This window comes from Bradyrhizobium sp. i1.15.2 (assembly GCF_040548425.1).
In the GTDB taxonomy this organism is placed as follows: domain Bacteria; phylum Pseudomonadota; class Alphaproteobacteria; order Rhizobiales; family Xanthobacteraceae; genus Bradyrhizobium; species Bradyrhizobium canariense.
The window spans coordinates 15,498-41,097 of record NZ_JBEPRQ010000042.1; the positions used below are offsets into that span (position 1 = coordinate 15,498).

General features: G+C 58.1%; 15 protein-coding genes and 3 pseudogenes. 6 read left to right on the plus strand and 12 right to left on the minus strand.

Annotation, left to right across the window (positions count from 1 at the left end):
* Window positions 1-1,194: 1,194 nt before the first annotated feature.
* The 3 genes from ABIB80_RS39535 to ABIB80_RS36990 all read right to left on the minus strand — a co-directional run bounded on the left by ABIB80_RS39535 (window position 1,195) and on the right by ABIB80_RS36990 (window position 2,388).
* Window positions 1,195-1,503, minus strand: coding sequence for a hypothetical protein (locus ABIB80_RS39535; RefSeq protein WP_502918773.1), 309 nt, complete (start codon window positions 1,501-1,503; stop codon window positions 1,195-1,197).
* Window positions 1,427-2,173: an IS701 family transposase gene (locus ABIB80_RS39540; protein ID WP_502918772.1), complete on the minus strand. Its 747-nt coding sequence runs from the start codon at window positions 2,171-2,173 to the stop codon at window positions 1,427-1,429. The genes ABIB80_RS39535 and ABIB80_RS39540 overlap by 77 nt, the downstream gene beginning before the upstream one ends.
* Window positions 2,174-2,250: 77 nt before the next feature.
* Window positions 2,251-2,388: an XRE family transcriptional regulator gene (locus ABIB80_RS36990; protein ID WP_354129392.1), complete on the minus strand. Its 138-nt coding sequence runs from the start codon at window positions 2,386-2,388 to the stop codon at window positions 2,251-2,253.
* Window positions 2,389-2,464: 76 nt separating this feature from the next.
* On the opposite strand from ABIB80_RS36990, the gene ABIB80_RS36995 reads away from it, so the two are divergent.
* A complete protein-coding gene (locus ABIB80_RS36995; RefSeq protein ID WP_354129393.1) occupies window positions 2,465-2,635 on the plus strand; it encodes a hypothetical protein in 171 nt (56 codons plus the stop codon).
* A 193-nt stretch (window positions 2,636-2,828) separates the two neighbouring features.
* Here the strand turns inward: ABIB80_RS36995 and ABIB80_RS37000 are convergent, their stop codons facing one another.
* A complete protein-coding gene (locus ABIB80_RS37000; RefSeq protein ID WP_354129394.1) occupies window positions 2,829-3,146 on the minus strand; it encodes a hypothetical protein in 318 nt (105 codons plus the stop codon).
* Between the two features lie 2,011 nt (window positions 3,147-5,157).
* On the opposite strand from ABIB80_RS37000, the gene ABIB80_RS37005 reads away from it, so the two are divergent.
* A complete protein-coding gene (locus ABIB80_RS37005) occupies window positions 5,158-5,796 on the plus strand; it encodes a cytochrome-c peroxidase (protein ID WP_354129395.1) in 639 nt (212 codons plus the stop codon).
* 912 nt (window positions 5,797-6,708) lie between these two features.
* Here the strand turns inward: ABIB80_RS37005 and ABIB80_RS39545 are convergent.
* From ABIB80_RS39545 to ABIB80_RS37020, 3 genes and pseudogenes are all read right to left on the minus strand, one after another.
* Window positions 6,709-6,795, minus strand: a pseudogene (locus tag ABIB80_RS39545) (hypothetical protein); the annotation flags it as partial.
* An 890-nt stretch (window positions 6,796-7,685) separates the two neighbouring features.
* Window positions 7,686-7,889, minus strand: a complete 204-nt coding sequence (locus tag ABIB80_RS37015) for a 4Fe-4S dicluster domain-containing protein (RefSeq protein WP_354129397.1) — start codon at window positions 7,887-7,889, stop codon at window positions 7,686-7,688.
* A 609-nt stretch (window positions 7,890-8,498) separates the two neighbouring features.
* Window positions 8,499-9,713 (minus strand): EAL domain-containing response regulator, encoded by a 1,215-nt coding sequence (locus ABIB80_RS37020; protein ID WP_354129398.1) that lies wholly within the window; start codon window positions 9,711-9,713, stop codon window positions 8,499-8,501.
* Window positions 9,714-11,538: 1,825 nt separating this feature from the next.
* On the opposite strand from ABIB80_RS37020, the gene ABIB80_RS37025 reads away from it, so the two are divergent.
* Window positions 11,539-11,997: a hypothetical protein gene (locus tag ABIB80_RS37025; RefSeq protein WP_354129399.1), complete on the plus strand. Its 459-nt coding sequence runs from the start codon at window positions 11,539-11,541 to the stop codon at window positions 11,995-11,997.
* A gap of 449 nt (window positions 11,998-12,446) precedes the next feature.
* On the opposite strand, the gene ABIB80_RS37030 is transcribed toward ABIB80_RS37025, so the two are convergent.
* Window positions 12,447-12,725 (minus strand): hypothetical protein, encoded by a 279-nt coding sequence (locus tag ABIB80_RS37030; RefSeq protein ID WP_354129400.1) that lies wholly within the window; start codon window positions 12,723-12,725, stop codon window positions 12,447-12,449.
* On the opposite strand from ABIB80_RS37030, the gene ABIB80_RS37035 reads away from it, so the two are divergent.
* On the plus strand, window positions 12,706-13,017 hold the full coding sequence (locus ABIB80_RS37035) for a hypothetical protein (protein ID WP_354129401.1): 312 nt from the start codon (window positions 12,706-12,708) through the stop codon (window positions 13,015-13,017). The genes ABIB80_RS37030 and ABIB80_RS37035 overlap by 20 nt on opposite strands.
* Window positions 13,018-13,729: 712 nt before the next feature.
* On the opposite strand, the gene ABIB80_RS37040 is transcribed toward ABIB80_RS37035, so the two are convergent.
* The 3 genes from ABIB80_RS37040 to ABIB80_RS37050 all read right to left on the minus strand — a co-directional run bounded on the left by ABIB80_RS37040 (window position 13,730) and on the right by ABIB80_RS37050 (window position 20,734).
* Window positions 13,730-15,985, minus strand: a complete 2,256-nt coding sequence (locus ABIB80_RS37040) for a di-heme-cytochrome C peroxidase (RefSeq protein ID WP_354129402.1) — start codon at window positions 15,983-15,985, stop codon at window positions 13,730-13,732.
* 73 nt (window positions 15,986-16,058) lie between these two features.
* Window positions 16,059-17,432, minus strand: coding sequence for a hypothetical protein (locus ABIB80_RS37045; protein WP_354129403.1), 1,374 nt, complete (start codon window positions 17,430-17,432; stop codon window positions 16,059-16,061).
* A gap of 101 nt (window positions 17,433-17,533) precedes the next feature.
* On the minus strand, window positions 17,534-20,734 hold the full coding sequence (locus ABIB80_RS37050; protein WP_354129404.1) for a hypothetical protein: 3,201 nt from the start codon (window positions 20,732-20,734) through the stop codon (window positions 17,534-17,536).
* 913 nt (window positions 20,735-21,647) lie between these two features.
* Between ABIB80_RS37050 and ABIB80_RS37055 the strand changes: the two genes are divergently transcribed.
* Together ABIB80_RS37055 and ABIB80_RS37060 are read left to right on the plus strand one after the other, a co-directional pair.
* On the plus strand, window positions 21,648-22,034 hold the full coding sequence (locus ABIB80_RS37055; protein ID WP_354129405.1) for a MarR family transcriptional regulator: 387 nt from the start codon (window positions 21,648-21,650) through the stop codon (window positions 22,032-22,034).
* A gap of 550 nt (window positions 22,035-22,584) precedes the next feature.
* Window positions 22,585-23,680 (plus strand): annotated as a pseudogene (locus tag ABIB80_RS37060) (IS5 family transposase).
* A 408-nt stretch (window positions 23,681-24,088) separates the two neighbouring features.
* On the opposite strand, the pseudogene ABIB80_RS37065 reads toward ABIB80_RS37060, so the two are convergent.
* A pseudogene (locus tag ABIB80_RS37065) lies at window positions 24,089-25,158 on the minus strand (IS110 family RNA-guided transposase).
* Window positions 25,159-25,600: the final 442 nt, after the last annotated feature.

The following is a 25,600-nucleotide window of genomic DNA, read 5'->3' on the forward strand; positions in this document are numbered from 1 at the left end:
TCGCGATGATGAATACTGGACAAAGTCGCGAAGTTCGGAGACCCGTGGAAGCTCCCGTCGATACACCGTTTATCCTCCGCCACACCAAAGCGCGGCGACCAGAGCGAAAATCGCGGCGCTAGTGACTGCTGACGTAGGCCTGCTCTGATTGTAGGTGATTCAACAGATCGGCCAGGTCGTCGGCGTCTTCCAGGGGAAGGCTATGGGGCGACGTCATTGATCAGCGCAGCAAAACCAGTGCGGATGTAGTAAACCGTCCAGCCATTCGTCTCGCATCGAATATCGTATCGTACAGTCATTCCTCATAAAGCCAGATCCAGGCTCGGGCTTCCGTCATCGGCAAACGCCTCAAGCGTTATCCAGCCATCGAGTTGTTGAAGTTCTTAAAAGGAAACGATGCTCCAGGCTTCGATATCGATGAACGCTCCGTGTTGTCGCGTTCAGCACTCTTCGGTTTGATACGTTCGTGGCAGTGACCCGACACCGAGACGCGGTTCTACGTTGGCGCTGTGCAAAACGCAACGTTTCGTCAACGTCTCGCACACCATCTCTTGTGGCACGCCGATTGCCCACCCATGTTCGCTTCAACAATATTGTCGCCCGATATGAGCTGCCAGTCTTCTCCGGCGTATTCAGCTTGGCTTGAGGCGTGGATAGCTACAATCCATGCGGCGTTGTTGGCTCAAAACTTAAGAATCCATGAGCACGCCGCCAGGTTCTTGAAGGTTCGCTATGAAACCGCGCTGGACCTAGTCTTACCGCGTCACAAAAGAAGACGCTTCGATTGCCGAATGGAACAGGGACAGCGTTAGAGGTTCCAGGCGATGGCAATGATCATTCGTCGCCGCATGGTCGCAACCGAGTTCGGGATGTGACGTTCGGGTCTTAGTGGCGGAGCCTCTGGGTTGGTAACCGTTCGAAACCGCAAGTTTCTTGAACGGCCTAGCGGAACGAGATCCCGAGGGGGAATCGTCTCCCTCACGGAGACCAGGAATCCGTAGGCCGCGATGCACAGCGTAGCGTGGTGGTGGAAGCCACGCCAACCTCGCCCTTCGAAATATCCGAGCCCGACCTCTTGTTTGAGATCCTGATAATCGCGCTCGATGCGCTATCGCAGCTTGGTTAGATCGACTAGCTTTCCGAAAGTGATCCTTTTCCGGCAACGTTGAAAGTCAGTATTTGGTCGGCTCGTCCTCACCTTCTGGCCATTCGATCAAATGCCATTCTTCCGGTCGGCGTCCGGTGAGCTGGTAATCTCGATGCGCGACGCAAACGCGCGCGCGGGCGAAGCGCGACGATAGCCGCTCGGCCGCATCCTCTCGCCACTCGGTCGTGCGCCAGCCCCCTTAGGAAGGCAAACAGCAAGCTCCTTGACCGAAATCGGTGATGCTTGTGGTCGCGGCGGAGCAGCTTTGGTGGTCGCCCCTTACCCGACCATTTTTTTGGCGGCAGCGGCGCCGTGTCGGATGTCCACACCGTGGTGTTTGGCAAGATACCGGCCACATAGGTCAACCCCAACGCGCTGATGCTGGTCCGCAGGTCTGTTGCAGCCATATCCGGCATCCATCAGCACCACGCCGCGAGTAAGCCCGGCTCTGCAGGCTGCTTCGATTTGCTCAAGTGCGATCTCTTGGATAAAGCTGATCTCCTGGGGCACGCCCGCTTTGTGCCGACGTTTGTTATCTGCTGCCCAATCCTGCGGCAGATAGAGACGATACATCGCCGGCAGACTGGGTGGTGATTGGCAAAGCGACAGGAACGCCGCGACTTGGCAGTTATCTTGCTCGCCGAGCTGCCCGCAATATTGACGCGCCACATCGACCGAATGCGCTCCCTTCTTGGGAAAACCGGTGTCATCGATGATCCACGCTTCGATCGGTCCACGGCGCTCCATCGCCGGCAGTACCATCTCGCCAACTTTGGCCAAAACGCCCTCGTCGGACCAAGGCGATTGGCCGACGAAGTGCAGCAGCGACTGATGCTGCGCCGACGTCCGATCAGGTGCTGTCACCGCTGCCATCGGCTCAACGCCTTTATGCTCCCCCGGCATGATTAAGCCGATGCGACAATCAAACAAGGGCCGGGCCCTTTCCGCATATCCGATCACGCTCACAAGTCCCCCGACAAAAGCCGAAAATCGCCATTCACTGCCGCCTGATGTCCGGAGATCCATATCAGCCCCCGTTGCCGATGCCTGAATCTCAACCGCTAACTGATTCTCACAGGACAACGCCCGCGACCTTCGTAAGACTAGAACGCTGTCAGCATACGCAGCAGCTTTACCACAGAAACCGGCCTGAACTGCTCACGAAGCATCCTGGGCAGGTTGGGCTGCTTCACGCCCAACAGCCTCGCGGCTTCGGTCTGAGTGATCTCCCGCTCCGCCATCAACCGCTTCAGTTATAGGACGAGTGCTGCCTTGAGTTGGTACTCCCGGGCGTTCGCCAGGCCGAGATCAGCAAAAATGTTTCTGGAGCCCCGGCTGTGGGCCGGCAGCTTCTTCTTCGTGCTCAACATCGGGCTGCGTCTGTTCCTTGTCGATAGCTTCGGTGTCGCGCAGGCGCTGCCGAAGAGATGCCCCTTCTGCGAGACCAGTTCGTCCCTGATGCTGATCAGCGCCTTAAAGAGCTGCTGATCGGCTCGGGTGAAGGTTAATTTGAAAGCTCTACAGGGCCCGACTACCTTCGGAGTTTTAGCTTAACTTGTTGCGGGCGTGCTCGCCTTGGAGGACAGCACACAGGCCGGGGAGCACGTATTGTGTGCGGCTAAGAGTATGGACGGTAATTCGTGCGTCCGCGCGCCTGCGGAAATCAGCGTAAGACACGAGTTCACTTCCATAGAAGAGATTCTGGCCAATCTGTGAACTCCAATTCGAAGCTACGTAGGCCAGTGGGTTTGGTCGTGAATTTAAGGGTCTTCCCTGAAAGGGCTGCCAACGAGCCAGATGCGGATTTGAATACTGTCGTGCCGGAAGTAGCGACCGCAATGCCTTGCTCGCCTTCGATGATTGAGAAGCCGGCCGCCTCGTAGAGTTGTCCGATTGCAACTCCCTCCAGCGCGCGGTGAATTTCCAGGGAAGCCAAGTATGACCCTTTGTCAGCAGCCCACTCGCTGACCGACACCACTTTGATTCCCGCTTCGCTCAAGAGACCACCCGCGATCCAACAGCCATATTGAACGCTGAGAATGACCCGCTCATTCGGAACTCCGACCGGCTCTCGATCGGCGGCAGTGATCGTGCACGCGTACCGCCTTGTGTCCGCAACCGCGCCCGTACTTGGCCCGAGCAACTCGAGAGCGGAACATAATATACAAGCGAGAACGGACCTTATCATTCGGCTGCACCTGGTTTGAAATATCGTCCGCCTGCTCTGTACAATCTGACGCTACGGCCGATTCAAGCTTCTTCAATCACTCTGTCGGGTGAAAGCTACTCACGGTAATCGCGGTGTCGCAGAAACGAGGCGATCGGTATCCCCCGGCGATGGCCGTTGAATGGGTACCCGAACGATTCCATTATCCGCGTTCACGGCGCGCAGCGAGCCAGCACGTCGGTGAACCGAGGCTATGGACCGACGCCTTTCAGCTCGGCGGCGGCCATCAGGGGCGCGACGGCCCGCGGCCGGAGCGCTACGTTCTTGACGCGGGCCCAGGCGTTCTGCGGGCGAATGCCATTTCCGCGCCATTGCCCCCCGCGGCACAGGTCCCGCAATTTTCTTCACAGTGTCAATGTAAAAGGAAACGTGGTCGCCAGGAGCTGGTCAAAGGCAGACTGCCGCTCAAGCAGACCCTCTTCGAGGATCTTACGCTCGAGATCAGTCAGCTCACATTGAAGCCTTCTGCGACAGCGCCAAATGTCATTCCGCACGTATCTAATCTCATTCAAGCGATCGTCAATCGAAGCCATCACCCATACCATATTTAGCCTGAACCAGCCATCGACAACTGGTCAATCACGTCGATCCCGGGAAGACGCCGATGACATCTCACGACCTGCCCATCTGCGGATATGATGTCACGATCTCCTCCCAGCATGTCCTCTTGTATCGCAGTCTTTCAACGCAAGGGCACGAAGTGACGGTTGCTTCTGCAGAAGTTCAGCGCCTTTTGCCATCAGCGCGCAGGACTTCAAAAGCTGCCACTCGCCCGCCAGCGGGCCGAACTGGTTTATCTTATTCCAACCGACACCCGGCCTGATCCGGTGTCAGGCCGGAGAATTAAGCTGGTGCCGAATGGGAGTATCTGACTAATCGGGCCGTCGCACCGTCAAGCTCTGGGTAACCGCGCCTTTCGGATTGAGAACGGCAATTGTCATGCCAGCGAACCTCAGGTGGGAGGCAAGGCCATGTTCAGGCTCGAGGTCGGTCCTTACAAAGGGCGGGATGTCGCGGCGGTCGCGCCCCGAAGCGGCCCCGGATATGAGTCGGAGAGGCTTCAGTCGGCAGGGCTCGACGAAATCGTGAGCGATGCGCACCGCCTGGCGCCTCGGTCCAGTGTCTCGCCAAACCTGCGTAGACCTTATTACCGCCGTTCTCGCGTTCGGCGCGCAAGCAGCAGTTCGATCTCATCACAAGACTCTCTGTGCGATGATGTCTAGCCGGGACCGACGCTTGTCGCACCTGTAACACTGCATGTATTCATCAAGCCAAGACATCCGACGCTGTTTGTTCGCCCGGACTCGTTCTAAAAGTAAATCAGCTGCTTGCACGTCAGATACAACTGGCCTGGCGGTTGCTATGGTCCAGCCACACCGTCAGCGCTGAGCGCGATCGGCGGTGTAAGACGCATACGATCAACTTCGAGGGAGCGTAGTGGCCACCCAATCGCTTGATGGAGCACCGATGCAGGTACCGGACAGCTTACCCTTATGCGGCACACCCGTTGTTGTCAGATCGACCATCACGCCGAAGGCGAGGCGCTAGTCTGATCTACCAACACGAATGTCGTGATCTGGCTCAAAGCGAACTCGCGAATCAAATAAGGGCCAAACCTCCCTCCTGGGCGCACACCGGCCGCGAGCACCTCGAAATCCCACGTTTGATGCAGCCTCCCTTTCAGAGGATGCGGTGCATACTGCGCCGACTTGTTGAAAGAACGGAGGGTGGCCTCGTTGTCGACTGTTTCCGCGATAACAACCAAAGCTGATGAGGTGGGTTTATGAACAAATCGATCCGGAAGCTTCGGTTTGCGGCTGAAGCATCTGTTTTGGCGATTGAGCTGCTGATGTCGCCAGCAGCTAACGCTGACGATGATCTGATGAGAACCGCCAATCAGATCTTCCATCCGATCCCCTCAGTCATTCCTGCGGTAAAGGACAATTCAGTCACACATGGAAGGGTTTATCTTGGCAAGATGCTGTTCTTGGATCCGCGGCTATCGGCAAGCGAGATCATGAGCTGCAATACGTGCCGCAATCTCGGCACCGGCGGAGTCGATCCCGGTCCGACCTCAGTCGGTCACGTCTGGAAGGTCGGCTTACGTCGGGCGCCAACCGTCTACAACGCGGTGTTCAAGGTGGCGCCATTCTGGCACGGCCGCGCCGCGGACCTGAAGGCGCAAGCCACCGGCCCTGTGCAGGCGAGTGCCGAAATGAGTCCGACTCCGAATCATGTGCTCGACAGCTTGAACGCAATGGCCAGCTATGTCGCCTTGGTCAAAAATGCCTTCCCGAACGAAGCGAGACCGGTCACCTTTGAAAACTATGCGAAGGCAATCGAGGCTAATGAAGCGGCCCTCATTTCACCTGCGGCCCCATTCGATCAGTATGTGGAGGGCAATACACATGCTCCGGATTGATCAGCAGAAATCAGGGTTGGCACTGTTTATAGAGAACGGATGCTCCGCTTGCCACAAGGGAATCAACGTCGGTGGACAGGCCCACTTCCCATTCGGCGTGATGAAAAAGCCTGACGCAAGCCTGCTTCCGGGCCGCTGATAAGGGTTGGTTCGCGGTCACCAAGGCAGTCGGTGACGAATATGTCTCCCGCGCAGCGCCCTTGCGGAACGTCGCGTGGCGAGCCCCTCGGGCCAAGTTTAGAGCGTGAAGCAAGCTGTTGCCCTGATGATTGAGATCCAGCTCTGCGCCAGGTTAACGACGAGGAAGAGAACGACATCGTAGCGTTTCTGTATTCCCTGACTGGGCGGGTACCTAAGATCAAGTATCCGACACCACCCACGCGTACGAACATGAGGCCAAAGCCTTCCATAGACAGATAGGATTTAACAGCACCGGCCTCATGCTTGGTGTAGCAGATGCCTTTCACGTACCCGGGGTCGCGCAAAGACGTCAAAATGAATCATCCCATGCCGTCTCTCATAGCCAGTCCTATAAAAAAGCGCCCGGCCTACTCGGGGGGCCGGGCGAAAGTCACGCAGGAGCGACGCTGCTTTACGCATCGCACCAGCTTTCGTCGGTAGGGAGGACTACCGGCGATCGATTTACGGCAAGGGCATTCGCCGTCAAACAACGAGAAGCGGATATCGCCTCCGCGCAAATCTGGAGCCGCTTGCCGTCGCGCAGCAGCATTTGGCTTCCCCAAAACACCAGAAACGCTCGATTATCTTCCCGAAGATCGCGCCAAGGCGCCAATCTCCTATGACATTCCGTAAGGGAGGTAAAATAGATTGTTGTGATGGGACGCATCCACGCGCTGGATAGTGAATAGTAGAGCTGTGGTTAGCGTCGAGCGTTAATGACTTCGATCGGCAGACGAGCGCGGGACGCACCTCCTCCGACTTTCGAGTTTTCAGCCCGCAGCCGGGATTGATCCAGAGCTTCCGATCAGACACTCGCTGCGGCACCAACACCATAAGCTACTGCAGGCTCCGCCTGTGAATGGGTTCGCGGTCGATACCCCGTTCGGGTAACCGGATGAGCTCCGCGGCCGGAACGAGCCTGGGCCGCTTTCGATATCTGTGTGATCGCGACGGGCCTGGTTTTTCCGTCAGCAGCTTCTCAAACCCGCCCGTCAGGAAGTTGCGATCATCCTCGGCCGGCGTCCGTTTGGTCACACCGCCATGAGGCCCCTTAGGAATTGCCAATGCCGGATTACTCTAGAACCGCAGGGATGATCAGGTCGGACAGCTTGGTATTCGGCTGGCCCCGCGACGAGCCATGAGCTCGATCGCCTCGGTGCCGTTGGCCAAGATGATCTCCTCGGTGCGGTAGGTATTCACGTGCTGAGCGACTTTGGCGCGCGCCGTCGATGCGTCCGCCACCGCTTGGCAAGTGGAGCCTGGACGCGGGCAATATGCAGGAATAGCTGCTGACCTCGGGCTGCATTCTGAGTTGCGAAACTGGAGTAAGCAGCCAGAGCGCGGGCGGCGGGGTCGGACTATGACCCTACACTCCAGGCCCTCGTGCACGGTGACCACCGGTAAGCGGAGGTCGAGCTTCTCGTACCGCTTCAGGATCTCCGGAACGATCTCATCGCGCGAGGAGGCCGGCTCTTCGGCTCCGAAGTGACCAGTTCTAGATATTCTGCAAGCGATCTTGATACATTCGACGCCCGTCCACCTCGCCTCGGCTCGTCAGCCAGCGAGGACAAGCCTCAACGCGGCCACTGGAGCATCGAAGCGGCCTTGTCCTTATTCGAGATAAATTTGAGGTGTCTTCCGACAGAGCCCCTTCGAGCTCGACCTCGACTACTTCGTTCGCGACATCGATGAAGCCTTACACGGGCTGCTTATGCTGTCTTAGACGGGACACAGGTGTCAGGCACCGGACAGACGGCCGCGCATTGCGGCGTGTCGGAATGGCCCTCGCACTCCGTACACTTTTTGGCATCGATAACGTAAATGTCGCGCTTTAGGCTGATTGCCGCGTTGGGACATTCGAACTCACATGCACCACAAATGGTGCATTGCGAAGCGACGATCTTGTAAGCCATGCCTTCCGACTCCTTAGGCGAGCGATGCCATTGGCGATGCCTTCAAATGCCGTGCCAAACACACAGGCTCAATGGCGGGCAATTTGCGCATTGTGCTGTCCCGGGGCTGAGACCATGTTGCATCTCCTACAGCAACAAGGCCGCTTCAATTCAAGCTGTGAGAGCCCTCGGCAGTACTCCGAGAGCAAGTCGCGACTCGACCGTCGCGAGCTTCCGTCGGTTTGTCCGGCACGGCAGCGCGGGGCCACGCGACGCTCGATGATACCGAAACCGGCGGCGCGACTAGAAGCCGCGAGCCAGGCACGTCTAGCCGGATCTCGGCAAACCTCCGGTCACACGCCCTGACTGGAGATTTTGTACAAGCCTCGCTCATGGCTGCAACTTTGCTTCCGCGGATTGACTCGCTGGAGGCTTGCCAAAACGGATTTGTGCTACAATAAGCTTCGGTGTCGCTTCGGAGGGAAATGATGCCCGCCAGGAGGAGCGACACTGGCCTTGCAAACTGACCGGTAATTGCAGTCAGCCTCGTGCCTGGCGCCGGGTAAGCAGGGCGGTGTGGGCGAGCGCTGCTAGGCTTTGCTTGACTGTGCTCAGCCACTCCTCACGCCTCTAGTTTGGAAGAAGTGGAGGAGTGCTGAAAGATGACTGTGCAAATTGCTTCAGCGGCATGGCTTTTCCGAACAGATGGCCCTGCGCAAGGTCGAAGCCGAGTTCGGTCACAGCGATCAGGTCGGCATGGCTCTCCACACCTTCGGCGACGGTGCGCGCACTGTATTCTTTGGCTAGATCGACGATCTGGCGGCACACCGTTCGCTTCAGGGGCCCATTTCCGCAACCGGAGACGTACTGCCGGTCCACTTTCAATTTCCTGAACGGGAATCTCTCCACCCCCATCAGCTGCGGCCAATTGGCGCCGACATTGTCGATTGCAAGGCCAATGTTGTAAAAGCGAACCTCACGCGCGACCTCGATCAGGAGATCTAGATTCCGGATGGCTTCCTCGCTCTCGATTTCAATCGTCAAACCGCCGAAAGCGGGGTGCGACGGCATGCGCTGACACAGATCGCGTACCGCCTGCGGGTTCATCAGGAATACTGCCGGGAGATTGATGGAGAGATCGATTGAAGTTTTCTGCTCCAAAAGATAGCGCCAATCCTTGATTGCGCGGTCGATCACGAACTCCGACAATTCCCTAAAATGCGGATCGTGAGGCTCTGGGATGAAATAGGCCGGCGGAACAACGCCCCAGGTCGGGTGCCGCATTCGCACAAGCGCCTCGGCGCCGCGGCGGCTGAGGGTACACGCGTCAAACTTCGGCTCATACCAGAGCTCAAGCCATCCAGCGTGTAAGGCTTCTCCGACATGGACCGCGGGACGGGGCGCCGGCTCTCTGGGCAAGAGCATGGCGACCCGATCGCGCAGCGTCTCGGCCGCAAACGGCGTCCTCAGCGGCGGCAGCATAGCAAGTCCATATTCGCTCCCGACCTGCTGCACTGCCGTCATGATGATCGATTCGCGGGCGCCGAATGCCAGCACTCTGCCTGCAAATTTTTCGCGTACGAGTATCTCGAGCAATCTTCCAGGCTCGATGCGATCGGAGCCAATGCCGAGCAGGATCAGATCAGGGAGCTCCGTGCAGAGTACGTGCGGCAGCTCGTCAGCAGTGCTGCATTCGCTGATAACAAATCCTATATCCTCCAGCACATCTCGTAGAAAGGCGCGCAGATGCTGCTTGCCGACGGCCACGCAGGCTCGCGGCCGCACCTTACGCTGCCCGAAGATTACAGGTTTTCGTCCGACCAATTCGGCCTGCCCATGCTCCATCGCAACCACTCCCGTTCCGTGACGACCCTTTAAACGAGGAGCGATGGTCCAAACAAGCTGCGCTTGTCGTTAGCTTTCGATTCTTCGAGGTAAGCTTAAGATAATGCACGGCAGTGCAAAATCTTTCGCGATGTTGTTCTGAACGATTTTGTCTGGCGCACGCGCATGATACCTCTTGGCGCAACGTTGTCGAGTGACGCACGCGAGTGTGGGGAATCTCATCTTCGGACTGATGCGCCCTCTGGCGCGGCGATCATCATGGTGCACGATATACTGCATGAAGTAGCTCGTGAATGACGGTCGGAAACCACTCTTACGAATGTTTGATCGGCATGGCCGGCTTGCCCACGCGCCGATGTGCCGTCTGGTCCATTTATTTTCCGATCGAAGAAAGTCCATCATGAGTTCGCAGCCGGTCAAGCCGCGGTCGATTTTGAGAACGGCAGCATCTTGCACTTACCTCACCTCTGTTGCTTATAGCGGTGCGGAGGTTCTATTCACTACCGAGCTTGATAGTTGCTCTCAGTTGAGTTTTCTGCATCCTTTTGACGATGGATTCCCTCAAAAGGGATTGATGTGACGGTTGGTCGTGTTGGCGCTGAGCGCAAGGCCCGCCCACGGGGGCACGGCTTCGCGCAGAGGCACGCCAGGAGATGAGGACGCCATCGCAGAAGCGGTCGAAAAGCTACTTTCCGAATTAGGTGGCCCGGACGAGAGTTCAGCCTTGAAGGCGCGAAGCAGGCGGCTCTCCGCCTTATTCAGGATCCCGAACCGGTGCATTTTTGTCATCGAGCAACCCTCAACAGTGATCCGGTAGAGGATTCGGTAATTGGCAATGCGTCGTGCGCCGCGTCCAATACGTTCGTGCAGGTCGCCCCTGCGCAGGACTTGATGCGGGCGATCGTTTCGTCGTTCGGCGCCAATACGACGACGTCGCTGCAGATCGATTTTCCGTAGGCATACCCCCCGCCTATCGTAACCGTCTAGGGGCCTTAGCAGAATAGCGAGGACCCGATTGAGGTGTGCGTGGCGTGGCCACCTAGTATTGTGCCGCTCAGCCCCTTGTTGGCTTCTCGTCGTTTGCGTTCACATCTGTTTCCTCCGGTGATGATCGGCGGGGGAACAGTGCGGGATCCTAGGGCCTTAAGTTGGAATTGGCATCTACCGGATCTTGTAGTGGACGCTCCATCGTCTGCATGACACACGCAATGAACGAGCCCGGAGACTCGTTCTTGCTCGTAATTTCGCGGGTATGTACGCGCCGCGGCTGCGATCTCTGGTCCGGACACCAGCAGGATCGGCCTCGCTTGCCATCGGCACCGACGGAACGAAAGAGGCCGGCACAAGGGAGCCTCGCCGACGCCACCGATGGACTGGCCCCCGACGAGGCCGACCAGACGCGGCAGGCCGTCGCGTACTGCCTGGCTCATTCGAAATGGAAACTCAGGTGCAAGCCCACAAACATCCGGCATCAGATGAAGATACTCGCTATCTTCTTGTGCGTTGCCGACAGCGCCTCCTCGATCTCCGCGCGCATTTCGCACCGCCTGTCGTCTGGTCACCGACCGCTCGGGGCCTCTGCAGTTGTCGATTCCGATTATCGGCGCGCCGACTGTCGCGCTTCCGTCTCTTCGACCCGGTGCTCATGCCGCTGTGGCAGATGCGCGGCGGCCACGCCAAAGCGCCATCTCGCGATCGCGCTAATCGAACTGGAGACGGTGGCGGCGATGTCTGACCGGGACATGCTGCTGCTTCCGGGTGTCGGTCACAAGAACCTAGCGCGGATCAGGACGTGGCTCGCAATGGCCATCGAAGAGAAGAGGGGATGATAATAGACCGCGAGCGCCTGCTCAAATTTATGAGGCTCACGGAGTCCGACCACGACGGCGAGGCTATCGCCGCCATGCGCATGGCCAACAAGCTGATACGCTCCGCAGGCAAGACGTGGGAGGATGTCGTGTCCGGCGTCGCGGCTCCGGCGCCCAAGTCCTACGGCTCCCCCGCCCCGAGCGACTACCGAACTCCGCCGAGCCAGCGCGCGACGAGGCAGTACGGCAGGGCCGATCCGCGGAGTCCGAAGACCGAAGACAAGAAGATATACGACGACAACATCGGAACCTATCTCAAGGAATTGACCAAGCGCAGACACGACCCGAGCACCGTCATGTTTCTCGCGTCGCTGTCCGAGTACTACGAGGCGAAGGGCTACCTGACCGAGCCGCAGTACGAGACTGTGATGCGAATGCACGACAGGAAGCGCGGCAAGTCAACCTGGAGGTTGTAGTCAGCGTTTCTTGGTTCTTATCATATCAGGCGGGGTCGGCGAGTTTGTAGGACCAGGTATGGACGACGGGATGTGCTCCTACAGCGGGCGCATCCGTTAATGCGAGAAACACGGCGCCGATCCACATGCGCCCGAGCGAGCCTTCGACATTGCCCAAGCTGCCCCCCGGACTTTTCGCGAAGGAAGCCAGAACGATACTACACGGATGCGTATAACTTCGAACCGATCGAGGCCGCCCATGCTCGGGAGAAGGCCGACCAAGACGACTATTGGTTGGCGAACAGACACACGTTCGAACGCGAGGACTTCTGCGAGCAAGTACAGCGCGAATACGGCGCCCACGAACCGCTAGTGCTTGCTGTTGGCGCCTTGGCGCAAGGGTGATCGAAGCAAGAAAAACACCCAATCATCGGCAGCTCCTTGGGTCGGACCACCGCGTCTGGGCTGTCCTAAAATTCGCCGCCAGCGGCCGGATTTTGATTGATGGATAGCCGGCGCTCCGCGGCAGCCACTATCTCTCTAGGGGTGAGCATGATTGCGGTCATGCAATTTCCTCCTCTTCTTGTTGTTTGATTGATGCTGCAGAGCCGTTGGGGCTTTATGCCAAGAAGACGCTGGGCATCCGCCCGCAGTTGGCCCTCCGGCGACACGAAGCGATAGAGCATCTGCCGGGTTATCGAGAGTTCACCGTCTGAACGAGCTTCTGCCATGGAATTGGACGCCAGCATCAGCCATCTCCGCTCGAGCGCCATGACCACCCACCTCAATACGGTCCATCACGTCACCACCGTCACCAAGGTCGCGAGGGACCGCGGCGAAGACGAAGATTGGCTGCGAGACGTCGCCAATGAAATAGAGATCGAGGACCGAGCCATCAGAGTCTATGGCGTCGGCGAAGACGGCATCCAGGCGTTCACCGACTTCGGCATCGAACGTCTCATCGAGATGGCAGGTTCTACAAAGAGAACTCTGGACTGCTCAGGTGCTAACCCTGTGGCATACGCCGAATGGATACTATAAAGTAGCCTATTACGATTCCCTCAAGGCGGCGGAGCAACGCCTTCGAATGGCATGAAGCGCCTGGCTAAGCTTCTCGACATCACCGTGCAGGCAGCTTCCCGAGCAGTGGAGCAGCTCGTCGAGCGCAAGTTTCTTGTGGACGGACCGGCTATGCCCGCAACCGCGTATTCACTGCGCCTGATGCGCTATCGGTTATCAACCATCCGTTCAGTGAAGATCCGATTTTTCCTAACTTGTCGTCGTGACGATCAGCGGCCCGATGATGATCAACACGGTCGGCCATTATCCAGTGGCCTTTTCGGCCCTCTCGTTAACGGACCTCCATGCGAGTTAGCACGTCATCGGCAGTCATCACGTGCGCAGTACAGAAGCCAAATCGAGAGCGTCGCAAGAATCGACCTCTCCGGATAGAGCGCTCCGTAGCCCATACTGGGCCGGTCAGGTCTGACAGAAATGCCACCTTGTAATTATGAAACATCGCATCGTGCGCAGTCGCGTGACAGTTCGGTAGTCATCCTCGCGCAGGCGCTGCCGAACCTCCTGCGTCAATAAGAATGATGCTTCGAAAGCTGGTTCCACATTCCTTCGCGACAATCTGTGATATGCGACGGCGTTTGACCCACCTCAGGGGAATACACGAGAAGCGACCGAGGGAAGAGCTGCTCGTATGAAAGGTGCCGCTTTGACTTTCCATGTGCGGCCAATGGACCTCTCACAGGGTCTTGAGATACTCGACAAGTGCGCGCCGCTCGGCATCGCTCAATTCTGGCCCGATAACACCAGGGAGCAGCTTCGTTAAGTCGGTTTCCTTGCCTTCAAACGAATGTCCACGATTGCCGTTCCCAAGCAGCGACACATTGAATTCCGTCAGACCGGCCGCACAGGCGTCGCTCGCTTGTGTTTTCGTAACAAGCCCGACATTGACTGGATCGAATTCCCGACTTCCAACGCAGAAGGACGTCGGCCGCTCGTTCTGCGGCAACAACATGTCTCTTAACGTCGGCACGGACCCGTTGTGCAGATACGGAGCTGTCGCCCAAACACCGTCCAGCGGGCGCGCCCGATATTGAGGTTCGAGGGCAAGAACATCTTCGGCCTTTCCGTTACGGTTCGCCCGAGCCCCAACGTAGACTCGTTGGTTTTGGCAATTCTTCCTGGGTCCCCAGATCTGCTGCTTGGCTTCTTCCGAGGTGCCGTTCGCAATGATCCATTGGTCGATTGTCTTTCCGACCACGTCCATGAGTGCGAGTACGAAAAGAAGATCTGCCCCTTTGTTCACTGGAAGCCCGCAAGCCCAGGCTTTGTTGAGGTCATCGACTGGATTCAATCCAAGTGACTCGGGTAGGTGAACGCGGCGCGTCGTGAGGACATCCGATTGTTGACGATCGGTACCGATCGCCGTGACCGGCATCTGAACCACATTGAAATAATGCCGCCCCCCTATGTCCACCCAATTCTTCTCGTTCTTGACGGAGCGATCGGGGTTCTCCGGCTTCCAGAACGAATCCTCCGGCCATCTTTTGTCGAAGGCAGGATCGTTGACCGGGCCTCGGTGGCATTCAAAGCAGTGCGCGCGATAGAGATCGCGGCCATTTTCAACGAGCTTTTCGTCAATGCCCCATGCCGGGTCGCTCCGAAATTTCTCCTGTGCGTCCTTCCAGCTGGGCGCTACGAGCCCGGTAAATTTTTTGCCGCTTGCATCGGCCGCCGAAAAGGGATCGGCGCCGCGCAGAAGCTCTTCGAACTGCGCGATGTCGGATAGATGTATCGATGAAGCAAACAGTGGCCGTCCGGGCGCGGGCGCGGTCATATTGATTTTTGCGCTGACACCGAGCGCCTCGCCTGAATTGCGAACAAGTTCGTTGAGAACGGAGGCGTCATACTGCGCCCAGAGGAAATACGGTGTGTCCCAGATCGGCGGAAAGCTCACGGGCGCATCGTGGCGCGCTAAATTGCCCCTGAGGAGTGGATCTGTGAGTTCGCCGGTCAGGGGGTCGAGTAAGTTGCTATAGAAAACCTGGTTCCCGATCCGATTCAGCGCGTCAAGTCGACCGAAACCTTCATCGAGATCCGCAACTCCCTGTTCCGTCAAAAGGCTATCGCCCTGCGCCTTTTGCTTTTTGATCTTTTGAAGTGCAAGGTCCAGATCGCTTCGAAGCTGCTTTCGATCAACGCCTTGACCTTTGATCTGCTCCAGTCTGCTGGCGAAACGCTCGAACCGCCACGGCAAAATCAGCGTGTAGCCGATAGACAGCCCAACGACTCGTTCAACCTCCCCGAGATTCACCATCGCCGGCCCACCGTCGAACCGAAGGCTGACATTTTTGTACTCCAGATGCCCCGTATGACAGGCGGCGCAGGTCAATCCGATCTGATCTTCGTACGAGGCTCCCGTCGCCGGGTCGATACCGCCCTTAAGGATGGCAAACCCGACAGGCAAGCCATTTGGATTGTCCGGTAGGTCTGGATTCCAACCGGGGCTCCCACCGCCCGCATTCGACCCATCTTCGTGATAACCGTATGAGGGCGCGTTACGGGCGAAGTCCTTTGAGCCAGGACTCGGAATAAAGCCAAGACGGCGCAAGTACTCGTCGTCCGTCAAGCTCGTGTAAGAGAAGGACAGCTCCGGGCGCTCCAACGCCAGGAACCATTGATAAGGGACAGGTATGGTCGCCGTCCCCTGCGAGGTGTGGTGAAACCAGTAACGCTGGCGCGAGCTCCAATTCTGCGGGAGCCAATAGGCGCCTTCGATTTTCGATGGCTCCGGCAAGGTAGCAGGCAGCAGTTGAGCGAGGAGATTTGCGTCGTTCTTGATTTTGAGAGCTGCATCGCGAACCTTCTCAGGCGCGAAATACACCAAGCCGGCCGGCACAATCGCGACGACGACGATTGCGAAGAACAGCCCGGCGACATGAGGCCAGCGCCTCACCCAGGAATAAAGGCGAGAGCCGAAAGAACGTCTCCCCATAGCAAGTACTCCATCTATCTCTTTCGCGCGTTCAGCCGGGCCGGCGGGCAGCCGGAAACGGCGACAGCGTCTGTTACTTGTTCAGCAATTTTCTATTGATGAAGGCGACCACGTCGGCCGTCTCGGCTGCCGCGCGTCGCGTTATCGTCGCCGCCGCCGGCCCGCCCTGCAAGAACGATGGGAACCAACCGAAATTGCGAACATTCCAGTTTTCCTTTGGCAAGACCGCTCGGTCCACGCCTGGCACTGCGAAGTTTGGAACTTTCCTGGCGAGTGGCTGCGCCGTCTCGGTGTGACAGCTGACGCAATCGGTATTGAAGAAGTGGCTTTTCTTCGGGTCGGTAATGATATTGACGATTTCGAGTATGCGACTGTTGGGCACGTTGCCATCAATGAACTCGGATGTCGAAACACCCTTGCGATCGGCGGCTGCTAAAGGCGGATTTTGCAATGCCGCGTGACGACAGGTGATCGGACTCTGATTGTTGGTAATCGGCTGCGGGATGACGTGTTTTCCGCCGACGATGCTGAACATCTGCGCTGCGTGTACGCCATCAAGCGTCGGGCCGGGCACGGGTATTAAGCCAGCCTGCGGGACCCTTAACATCGAGACGAAAATCCAGGGCTCGGGCGGCGAGATGCCCATGACAGCCATGGTGTTGAGGCGCTGCGGTGAAAGATGCTTCTCAAGTAAAGCCTTGAGTGCATCACGAAACGCCTTTGCCGATGCCCCAACAAGGCCCGGATGCACATTCAGATCACCAGCAGTCGAGACTTTGACATTGCCAAAATGTCCGGCTGCAAGTTGATCGCGCAAGGTCGCGACGTCACGAATGATTGCCTTGAAGACTTCATCGTCCGGCTTGAACCGCGGAAACGGCGCACAACCGTCGAGAGGCGGATCCGGGTCGAGGCTAAAGTTAAAGATGAGGTGGCCGGCGGTGTCATGAACTTTGAATCCGTCTGGTCCATTGGTTACCGGCTGAATGATGAGGCGGATTTGCGGTTGTCGGCCAAACTGGGCAATGACATCCGGCGACAATCCCGGCGCGCCCGGGTCGATTCTGATGCCGGCAACAAACCAGGCGTCGATCTTTTTCACGGCATCGGGCAGCTGGATGTGGCGTACACCTGAGTCGGGCACTCCCGGACGCTCGGGATTCTCGGCGTTGGCGATAAAGCGTGCAAAGTCTGCGTCGGAAAAAAGTCGCTGCGGAGATCCTGTGGGCCCGGCGAGATCGGATGCCGCGATCAGATTGGCCAGGTCAGCCGACGACTGCGGTGGAGGGAAGAGGATGGATACATCGTTGGGCGAAAGGGGCTTTGCGGCCGTTTGCGCCGGAGCCGCTCCCACCCCCAAAGCCGTGACGAGCACCACCCCCGCCGCAAACCCTCTTGCAAGCCGTCGACGAAACCTTGATCCGCGCATTTCACCCCTTGCCGTCATTGGCAATCACCCTTTGAAACCAAACAGTTCAAACATCAGTGGTCGAAATCTCGACGCAACGTTCACTCAACATGCAAAAACGGACCGGCGGCTCAAGCTTCTCATTCCTCACCGTAGAACTGGCTTTGCAGGGTCTTGATTTTCGTCGGATGCAACGCCTCCTCGATACAGCCGAGGAACATCTCACTCCTTGCATTGACGTGCGCGCCGTCAGCCGGGGCATGTTCCATGTCCGTCTGCAATGCACGCACGGCCGTCCAATCCTTCGCACGATCTTTCAGCAACTCGAACAGTGTCTGATGGTTTTCGTAAGGACGGAGTCGAAAGTGAGCGAACGTCACCTTGGCTGCAATCTTTGCATCCCTTAGCGCGTCGGGAAGCGCTAGCAGATCAAGTCCTTCCAGCTCGTCAAGCTGTTGCGTTTGCCTCTGCGCTTCCCGATATTGTTCGCGCCCGACCAATTGATACATTCCTCGCGGACGAAACAGCCATCCGTCATCGGTTCCAGGCTGGTTTCCGAACGGGTTGCCCTCGTAGCCAAGAACGAAGTTGGCCAACTCCTTGGGATGGTTAAGCAATGAGTTCACGTCGACGGCCGGCCTGTTTGCGGCCACAAGCTTTGCGTTGTTCTTGTCGATGCGATCGTGCCATTTCTGCGGGAGTTGAGAAACCGCGCTGTAAGAGAAGTTCTCGCTGCTGCGCGTAAAGTCGGAGCTGTCGTAGGAGACTGATCCCAAAATATAGGCCAGGATGCGGGGATCCGTCTCGTCGACGCGATCCCATTCCTGCAACAAGGCTTTGACCTGCTCGGCCTGAAAATATGCCATATAGCTCTTGCGATATGGCGGAACAGGTGAAGGGGCCGGCGAATGGTCCTTGCTCGATTCAGTCAGCTGGCGCGCGTAGGCGGCGACTTGATCCTGATATTTCTCATAACCGCGCTCTTGCAACCAATTGCTCTCATAACAGGCAAGCAATGGCTGCGGCTTGATTTTTGGAGTTAGTGGATGTTCCTTGGCTAGCTCGTCGGTGTAGGCAGCCTGTGCGAGTTTGGCGTCTTTGAGCGTTTCGAATGCGGACGCGACCGATCCATTCAGAAGATGAAACAATTTCACTTGCAGGCAATCAGCGTTGCTCTGCCTCTGGCGGGACTGATCGAAGTCGTCCTTCGGCACGCAGTCCCAAAACCGGCCACTGCTCAGTGAGATGATATCTTCGGTCTTCTGGGACAACGTCCATCCGAGCGGAAGGCTATAGAACAAGCCCGTTATGTCGGTTCGGCCGAAGGTGGGAAAACGCTGCACGCTGGGGGTGACTTCCGCGTCCGGCGAACGATCGATGCTGGTTGCATGATTGAGCGCGACATAGGTTCGGGAGCTTCGCGTGCTCAAGAGCGCGCGTACCGGCTCCATGAGCTCACCGAACATGAATGAACCATGATCACCGAATTGCCCGCTCACCAGGGACAGCAGGTAGATCCGGAATTTTGGCGCGTCAGAAGTGCCCTTGATGCTGTTAAGCTTCTCAATCAGGTCGAGCGCGGTCTCGATTCCCGAATTCTCCACATATCCGCCATCCACCAGGCGCGCCTGCGGATTCGTGGTTATGCAGTCATTTTTCAATGAGATGGTCGCTGCCGGTGTCACCCATGGAAATCGCGCGCTCGTGAATGCAGCTGTGCTGAGCGGAATCCGAAGTGAGTGGCTCTTGACCGTTTGGTCGGCCCCCGTTGTCACGCGTTCGAGTCCCGCGAGAATACACAGGTCCGTGTCATTCGGGTGTAGCGGATCGAAATCGAAGGGAGAGATTACGGCCCGTTTGCCGCTGCCGGCATCCGTCGTGTTGAACAACAGCGCCGGCATGTTGTTGCCGGCTGTCCAATGGGACTGAAAGTCGGCCCTTAGCAGATTGGATTGATCGCCGGTGCCCTTGTGGCTGTCGAGCATTCTGTCGCCGGCGTTCTCCAAAGTATATTCCAGAAAACGCGCGCGATCGAAGGCGGGGATCGCGACCGGAGAAAACATCTGAGTGAAATCGGTAAACAGGAAGCCGGCAACCAAAGGCGACAGAAAATCGGTCGCCAAGACGCTTGCAACGCGCTGCTCCACCGGCCCAGGGGCATCAATATCTTGGACTCGTCCGACACCGGCCAGAAAATCCGCGATTTTCGGGCATGTCTTTCCGTCGGCGGCATTCGAATCGAGGGACGCATTCTCGGCGTGGAGCGCAGCGGCGAAGATGGCGGAACCGACGCTGCCTCCGGAGACAGCGCTTATCGCAAACAGATGCTGTCGAAATGCCGGACAGAGATCCTGCATTCTCGCAAGAAACCGCGCCGCATTATTCGCAGCATAGATGCCTCCTCCTTGAGCCGCGACAATGAAGACGGGATATTCGCCGAGCCTCATGGCCTCCTCCAGCCGCGGCTTCTGTAAGAGCCACTCACGGAACGCCGCGACCGCAGACATGCGCGCGTCTTTCGGCAGGCTGTTTGCTTCAGCGACGGTGCGCAGTTCGTGGTCGTCGCCTCCCAACAGGGAGGCAAGCAAAAACAAGCCGCCAAAGACAACCGGTATAAATGGAAAGGTAAACTTGATCGTCAATAGGGCAAAGTGGACGGTGAGACCAACGACGCAAACCGCAAAGAGAGCGATCACGCCGAACGATCCGAAAAATTGTGCGAGCGTATCCGGCAGCAGAATGAATGCTGTTGTCAACAGGACGATGCCGCCGATCGTGAGCGCGAGAAACCTGTAGCGGATGAAGTAGGTATTGTTGGCGCGGCTCGCGAGAACAATCGATCGATCTCTTGATCCCATCCGCCACGTAAATATCACGAAGCAAACGAGCATGATCAGCATGGCGATTGCGAGGATGAGCAGTATGTTACGCTCCAACGCGAGCGCCTGGTCCTGAATGCGGAAGATACTTCCGACTTCCTCGACCTCACCGATCTTTCTCGCTGGGCGCGACGCGAATTGACCTGCCGTCGCGGCGATTATCGGCAGCGCCCCAAGCGAAACGGGAGCAAGTCTTATGTAAAAGGCCAAACGGCCCCTAGCGTGGGCGATTTCGGGCAGGGACGCAGTTGTGAGCTGAAACGCGCCTGCCCAGATCGTTACGGCAATTACGCCTAGGGCGGAGAACTCCCTGACGGTTACCCAACCAATGTCGTCAGCGGCTATCCGATAGAGCTCCTGGATCTGATCTGGCAGATATAGCAATATTGAGATGGCTACCGACAGGACAATCATCCACCGGAGGTTGCGTAACAGGGCAAAGAGCTGTTCGCGCACAGTCATCGCATTATTTCCCTAAGGGGTTTGTGGAGATACTCACGGAGTTAGCAAAGCAGACGCGGATTCCGGACATTCGTGCTGCTGGTACCGAACGGGATCGAGCCCGTGGACATACAGGGGACCTGCAACAAAGTAATTATGGCGCGCTCGCGGGAAGAGCGTCGAAATTGATGACTTAACCTACAGTAGCAATCCGGCTTTGTCGACGGTGGATCAAGAGTTTTTCGACGCGGATCAAATCCTCTAGCTCGTCGGGCGGCAACACCCGCTCCTGGGCGGCAACACACGAGGTGCAACGCTGCGATGGCGCTTGAATTCGGCGTTCGGGCGATCGTTTTTGATGAATTCCACCGTATCGATTGTGCAAAGTGCGATTCTGTTAAGCGCAGAGCTGCCGCACGTTAGAAAGACATTCGAGGCCGTTGCCCGGATCCGAACTACGGTCTTTCCGCGTTGGGGCAAGCCGTGGCCAGAGCGCAAGTGATGGAGTGTCGCGCCGGTGCGCGACACTCCGAATCGAGGGTCTCTTTTTGAACGTGCATCTCGGCGAGCCTCGTATATTTGGCGAAGCCAATTGGTTGGCAAGCAGTAGCCGCCGACATGTAGGCCGGAAGTCTCGCTGGGAGCCACATACTTCGGGCCACTTCTCGGCATTCTCCAATAATCGACGGAAGTAAGCGCGTGGGACCCAACAAATTGTCCTGTCTTAAACCTTGTCAGCGAGAACGAGCTGTGGGCAGGGTCCTAACATTCGACGGCACTGCATTTGGCTAAGCAAGCAAGGCGACGGGGAAACGGCTCTGCTGAGAGTCAGGAGCTGGTGCGGCGATTAACGTTGGAGATCAGATGCCTGAACGTCTGTCTGGAGGATTTTCTTCACGTCCGAGCCGAGGCACTCGGCATTAGTGGAACACAATTGGCGATCTTGATGGCGGTGATGGACTTAGACAAGGATGGCGGTGCTCCCGCCGGCGTGGTCGCAAAACTGATGAAAGTCGACCCGTCCTTCATCACGCTACATTCGAAGGCGCTAGAGAAAGTCGGATTTGTGCGGCGCAAGACTGGTATCAGGGATGCTCGGGTCGTCCAGCTCTCGTTAACGGACAAAGCCCGTAAGCGTCTCGCGAACATCGCTGCACAACAGGATGAACTGGATCAATTTGTTTTCGGTGAGCTTGGCATAGAGGAAATGGTGAAACTGTCGAGCCGACTTGCAGGGCTCAGGAAGCGGCTGGAGAGAGCTCGCCTGAAAGCCGAACTGGACACCGGCGCGGCGTCAGCCCGACGGAGAGGCCGACGTTAGAATGGAGGCGCTTTGGATCGTCAACGGTTGCTTGAATGCGAGGGCCGCATGCCCGCATGTGAAGCACCGTGGTCATGAGGAGCACATCGGCTCCTCGCGCCGGTCGGCCAGGCGCAGCGGTGACGGGCTAAAGTTACCATTTGTGGATTGGGAGCTAGTCGATTTGGGCGACCAATACGGTTTCGGTAGGGGGCCAGAGTTTCTCCGCGGTGCGCGGAGGGCAGCATCTGCGCGGCGACGAGCCTTCTAAGGGCGGAACGCTGGCCAGTCTCCCAAGGCGTACGGATGGGACGGCTTACGAAAGGCTCACGGAGTTAGCCCCATCTGTTGACACGTTCTTGACCGACTTATTATTCTTCGCGGTCACTTGCGCTGGCGTCGCATTGACGAGCTGTTCGTACACGAGAGGATCTGTCGCGCCCTCGGTGTTGATCAGGAAGACCCGTGCATTGGGTCCAAGACCAATCTAACCACGCAAGGTCGGGTCAGAAGCAGCCTTCAGTAAGGCTGCAAGGCCAACACCACCACTTTCGCCTGGCTGGGGGATGCGATGCGCGGGGCAGATCAGCGGTCGGAAGGTATATTCAGTTACGTGCGGTTGGAGCAGCGCGTTCCGGCGGATCATCCGCTGCGTGCGATCCGCGACTTGGCTGACGCTTGCGCTGAAGGATCTGTCGCGCGACTTTGCCAGGCTGTACGCCCGCCATGGCCGACCGTCGGTTCCGCCGGAGCGGCTGTTGCGGGCGCTGCTGCTGCAGGCGTTCTACACGGTGCGATCGGAACGGCAGTTGATGGAGCAGCTCGACTACAATCTGTTGTTCCGCCGGTTCGTCCGTCTGTCTATGGACGATCAGGTGTGGGATGCGACCGTGTTCTGCAAGAACCGGGATCGACTGCTCAACGGCGAAATCGCGGCCAAGTTCTTTGTCACCGTTGCTGAACCTGCCGCAGGTGCGTGGGCTGTTGTCCAGTGACGACTTGTCCGTCGATGGCAGCTGATCGAAACCTCGGCCAGCATGAAGAGCTTCGCGCCGAGGGTGGCGGCGATCCCCATCCGGCAAGCAATCGGGCAGCGGTCAGGGACGCAATGTCGAGCGCGACTTCCATGGCGAGAAGCGCAAGAACGACACGCATTCTTCGACGACCGACCCCGACGCCCGCTTGTCTCGCAAGGGCGCTGGCAGGGAGGCCAAGCTCTGCCAAACGGGGCAACTGATGATGGAGAACCGCAACGGGCTGATCGTCGATGCGCGCCTCACCGAGGCCAACGGTACGGCGGAGCGAACGACCGCTCTCGAAATGATCGAGGACAACGCCAAGCCGGGCAGCACCGTGGGCCTCGACGTGAACTATGACACCACCGACTTTGTCACCGCTTGCCGCGAGCGCGGCTGCACGCTGCATGTCTCGCAGAACCAACCAACCGCCACTCGGCGATCGACGCGCGCACGACCCGGCACCCCGGCTATCGCATCAGCACGATCAGGCGCAATCGGATCGAAGAACCATTGGGGTGAATCAAGACGGTCGGCGGCCTGCGCAAGGCCCGGCATCGTGGCCGAGGCCTGGTCGAGTGGTTCTTCGTGCTCACCGCCGCAGCCTACAATCTCGTTCGTATTCCGAAGATGCTGGCAGCAACGGGATGAGCCTGTCTGGAGCGTCAAACATCAGCGAAAACTGCGCGTACAGCGCTCTTTACCACTCATCGATTGGCTCATCCTCGCCCCGCACATCAGGAAACTCGCCCTTCAAGACCCATTTTTCAGCAGCCTGCTCTCATGTTTGCTGTCAAGGGACTCGATCAAGCGGAGCCGCTTCCGGCTGAGCGCCCGGACGCTGGACTTCGAAGGTGCCCACGGTAGGAGGCAGGGCCAAAGACGACGGTTAATCAAGCTCTCATGCGCGGGTTGGCTACCGCATGACCGTGGTTTCGTCTTGGGGCTGCCTCGGTCTAGGGGGCGAGCGTCGGCAATGCCGGCTCATAACAGGCCACGAGGATTCCCCACCGCGCCCTGCCTCCTGCCCTGGGCACCGATATGGTCGAGCAGCGCCCTTCAGGCGACCGGCCCGAGTTGTACTTGACGAGTGATCGCCCACAGGAAGCCGACCATCTCGCGTGCAATGGCGGTGGTGACGATCACCTTGGGTTTGCCGACCGCCGACAAGCGGCGATAGCGGGCGCACAGCCTGACCTGGGCCTTCCAGGCGATATCGCGGATAGCTTGAGGCAGGCGCTCGTTACGGTCATGGAGCTTGCGACTGATGCGAGCTTGCATGCGATAGGTCCATGCCCCCTCAATCAGAGCCCGCCTGTTGCGCCGCTCGAATACTCCGACGGCACGAGGCCGAGAAAGGCCATCAACTGGCGGGGGTTGTCAAAGCGAGAGAAGTCGCCAACCTCGGCAACCACCGTTACGGCAACGATGAAGGCGACGCCGCGCATGGCCTGCACGGCCTCTACGAATGGCGTCATCGACCATTTTGGCACCAGCTCCTCGATCCGCTTGGTCAAGCAGTCCACACGGGCCTCAGCGTCGGTCACGGCATGAATGTAGTCCTGCAGAACGATTTGGCTCGCCGGGTGATCGAAGCGCACCGTGGTGAGCCAGCGACGATAAGCCAGAGTCCACCCCCTCTTCCCGGCATAGATGCGCCCATGGCGCAGCAGGAAGCCTTGGAGATGTTGTCGCGCCTTGCCGAGCACACGCATCGCCGTGGCGCGGGCTCTCACCAAGTCGCGCATGGCCTCATGCGCCGCATCCGGAACCCACACGGCTGTCAGCTCGTCGCTCCGGTGCAGCTTGGCCAGCATCGCCGCATCGCGCCGGTCGGTTTTTACCCGATCCCCGGCTTTCGTCGGGATCAGCGAGGGGGCCACCACGATGCAGTTGTACCCCAGTCCAGTCAGTTGTCGATGCAGGCCGTATCCGCAGGGGCCGGCTTCATAACAAAAACTTACCTGCCGGTCACCCTTGCCAAGCTTCTTCGCCAGCTTGGCGATTTGATCGGCGCGATTAGGGATGATCCCCAAGTTACGAACTTCCCCGCCGCGCATCGCTTCGGCCACTGCAACCGAAATCGTCGCCTTGTGCACATCCAGCCCCACGAAAATGCTATCGTTCATCAGGCCCGCTCCCCATGCTTGAGGCTCGGCGCCGGACCATCCGGCGCAACCCTCGATAGGAGCTTGCCGCGGGGCCGGCCGCCCGTCACCTCAGAGGGCAAACATAGGGTCTAGTGCTTGCGGACACGCGACACAGCTTGAGACGGTCGCGGCATTCAGCGGAAGATGCTTTCTCCATTCCAAAATCAGGAAGTGCAGCACGACGAAGATACCGAGCGGCTATGCGCCCTGCCACTCCTGCCGGCGCGTAAACGGCAAGGATGATGCAGACGTCTGACGTGATCTACGGTTCCTGCCTGCCCGAAACGGCTCATGCGCGATTCCGCCTTCATCCTTGCACCGGCTCGCATGAACGACGGCTTAGTGGATTCGGGATTGCTCCACTCTGCGCCGCCGTGACACTCCGCCATCAATGCGTATCGGCATTCCTCTGCAGCGGAGC

What these genes read in the sequence shown, in the direction of transcription:
- ABIB80_RS37020 (WP_354129398.1), bottom strand. Translation starts at nt 9,713, where the DNA reads ATGGAGCATGGGCAGGCCGAATTGGTCGGACGAAAACCTGTAATCTTC.
- ABIB80_RS37025 (WP_354129399.1), top strand. Translation starts at nt 11,539, where the DNA reads ATGATAATAGACCGCGAGCGCCTGCTCAAATTTATGAGGCTCACGGAG.
- ABIB80_RS37040 (WP_354129402.1), bottom strand. Translation starts at nt 15,985, where the DNA reads ATGGGGAGACGTTCTTTCGGCTCTCGCCTTTATTCCTGGGTGAGGCGC.
- ABIB80_RS37050 (WP_354129404.1), bottom strand. Translation starts at nt 20,734, where the DNA reads ATGACTGTGCGCGAACAGCTCTTTGCCCTGTTACGCAACCTCCGGTGG.
- ABIB80_RS39540 (WP_502918772.1), bottom strand. Translation starts at nt 2,173, where the DNA reads ATGGATCTCCGGACATCAGGCGGCAGTGAATGGCGATTTTCGGCTTTT.
- ABIB80_RS36995 (WP_354129393.1), top strand. Translation starts at nt 2,465, where the DNA reads ATGTTTCTGGAGCCCCGGCTGTGGGCCGGCAGCTTCTTCTTCGTGCTC.
- ABIB80_RS37005 (WP_354129395.1), top strand. Translation starts at nt 5,158, where the DNA reads ATGAACAAATCGATCCGGAAGCTTCGGTTTGCGGCTGAAGCATCTGTT.
- ABIB80_RS37035 (WP_354129401.1), top strand. Translation starts at nt 12,706, where the DNA reads ATGGAATTGGACGCCAGCATCAGCCATCTCCGCTCGAGCGCCATGACC.
- ABIB80_RS37045 (WP_354129403.1), bottom strand. Translation starts at nt 17,432, where the DNA reads ATGACGGCAAGGGGTGAAATGCGCGGATCAAGGTTTCGTCGACGGCTT.
- ABIB80_RS37030 (WP_354129400.1), bottom strand. Translation starts at nt 12,725, where the DNA reads ATGCTGGCGTCCAATTCCATGGCAGAAGCTCGTTCAGACGGTGAACTC.
- ABIB80_RS37015 (WP_354129397.1), bottom strand. Translation starts at nt 7,889, where the DNA reads ATGGCTTACAAGATCGTCGCTTCGCAATGCACCATTTGTGGTGCATGT.
- ABIB80_RS36990 (WP_354129392.1), bottom strand. Translation starts at nt 2,388, where the DNA reads ATGGCGGAGCGGGAGATCACTCAGACCGAAGCCGCGAGGCTGTTGGGC.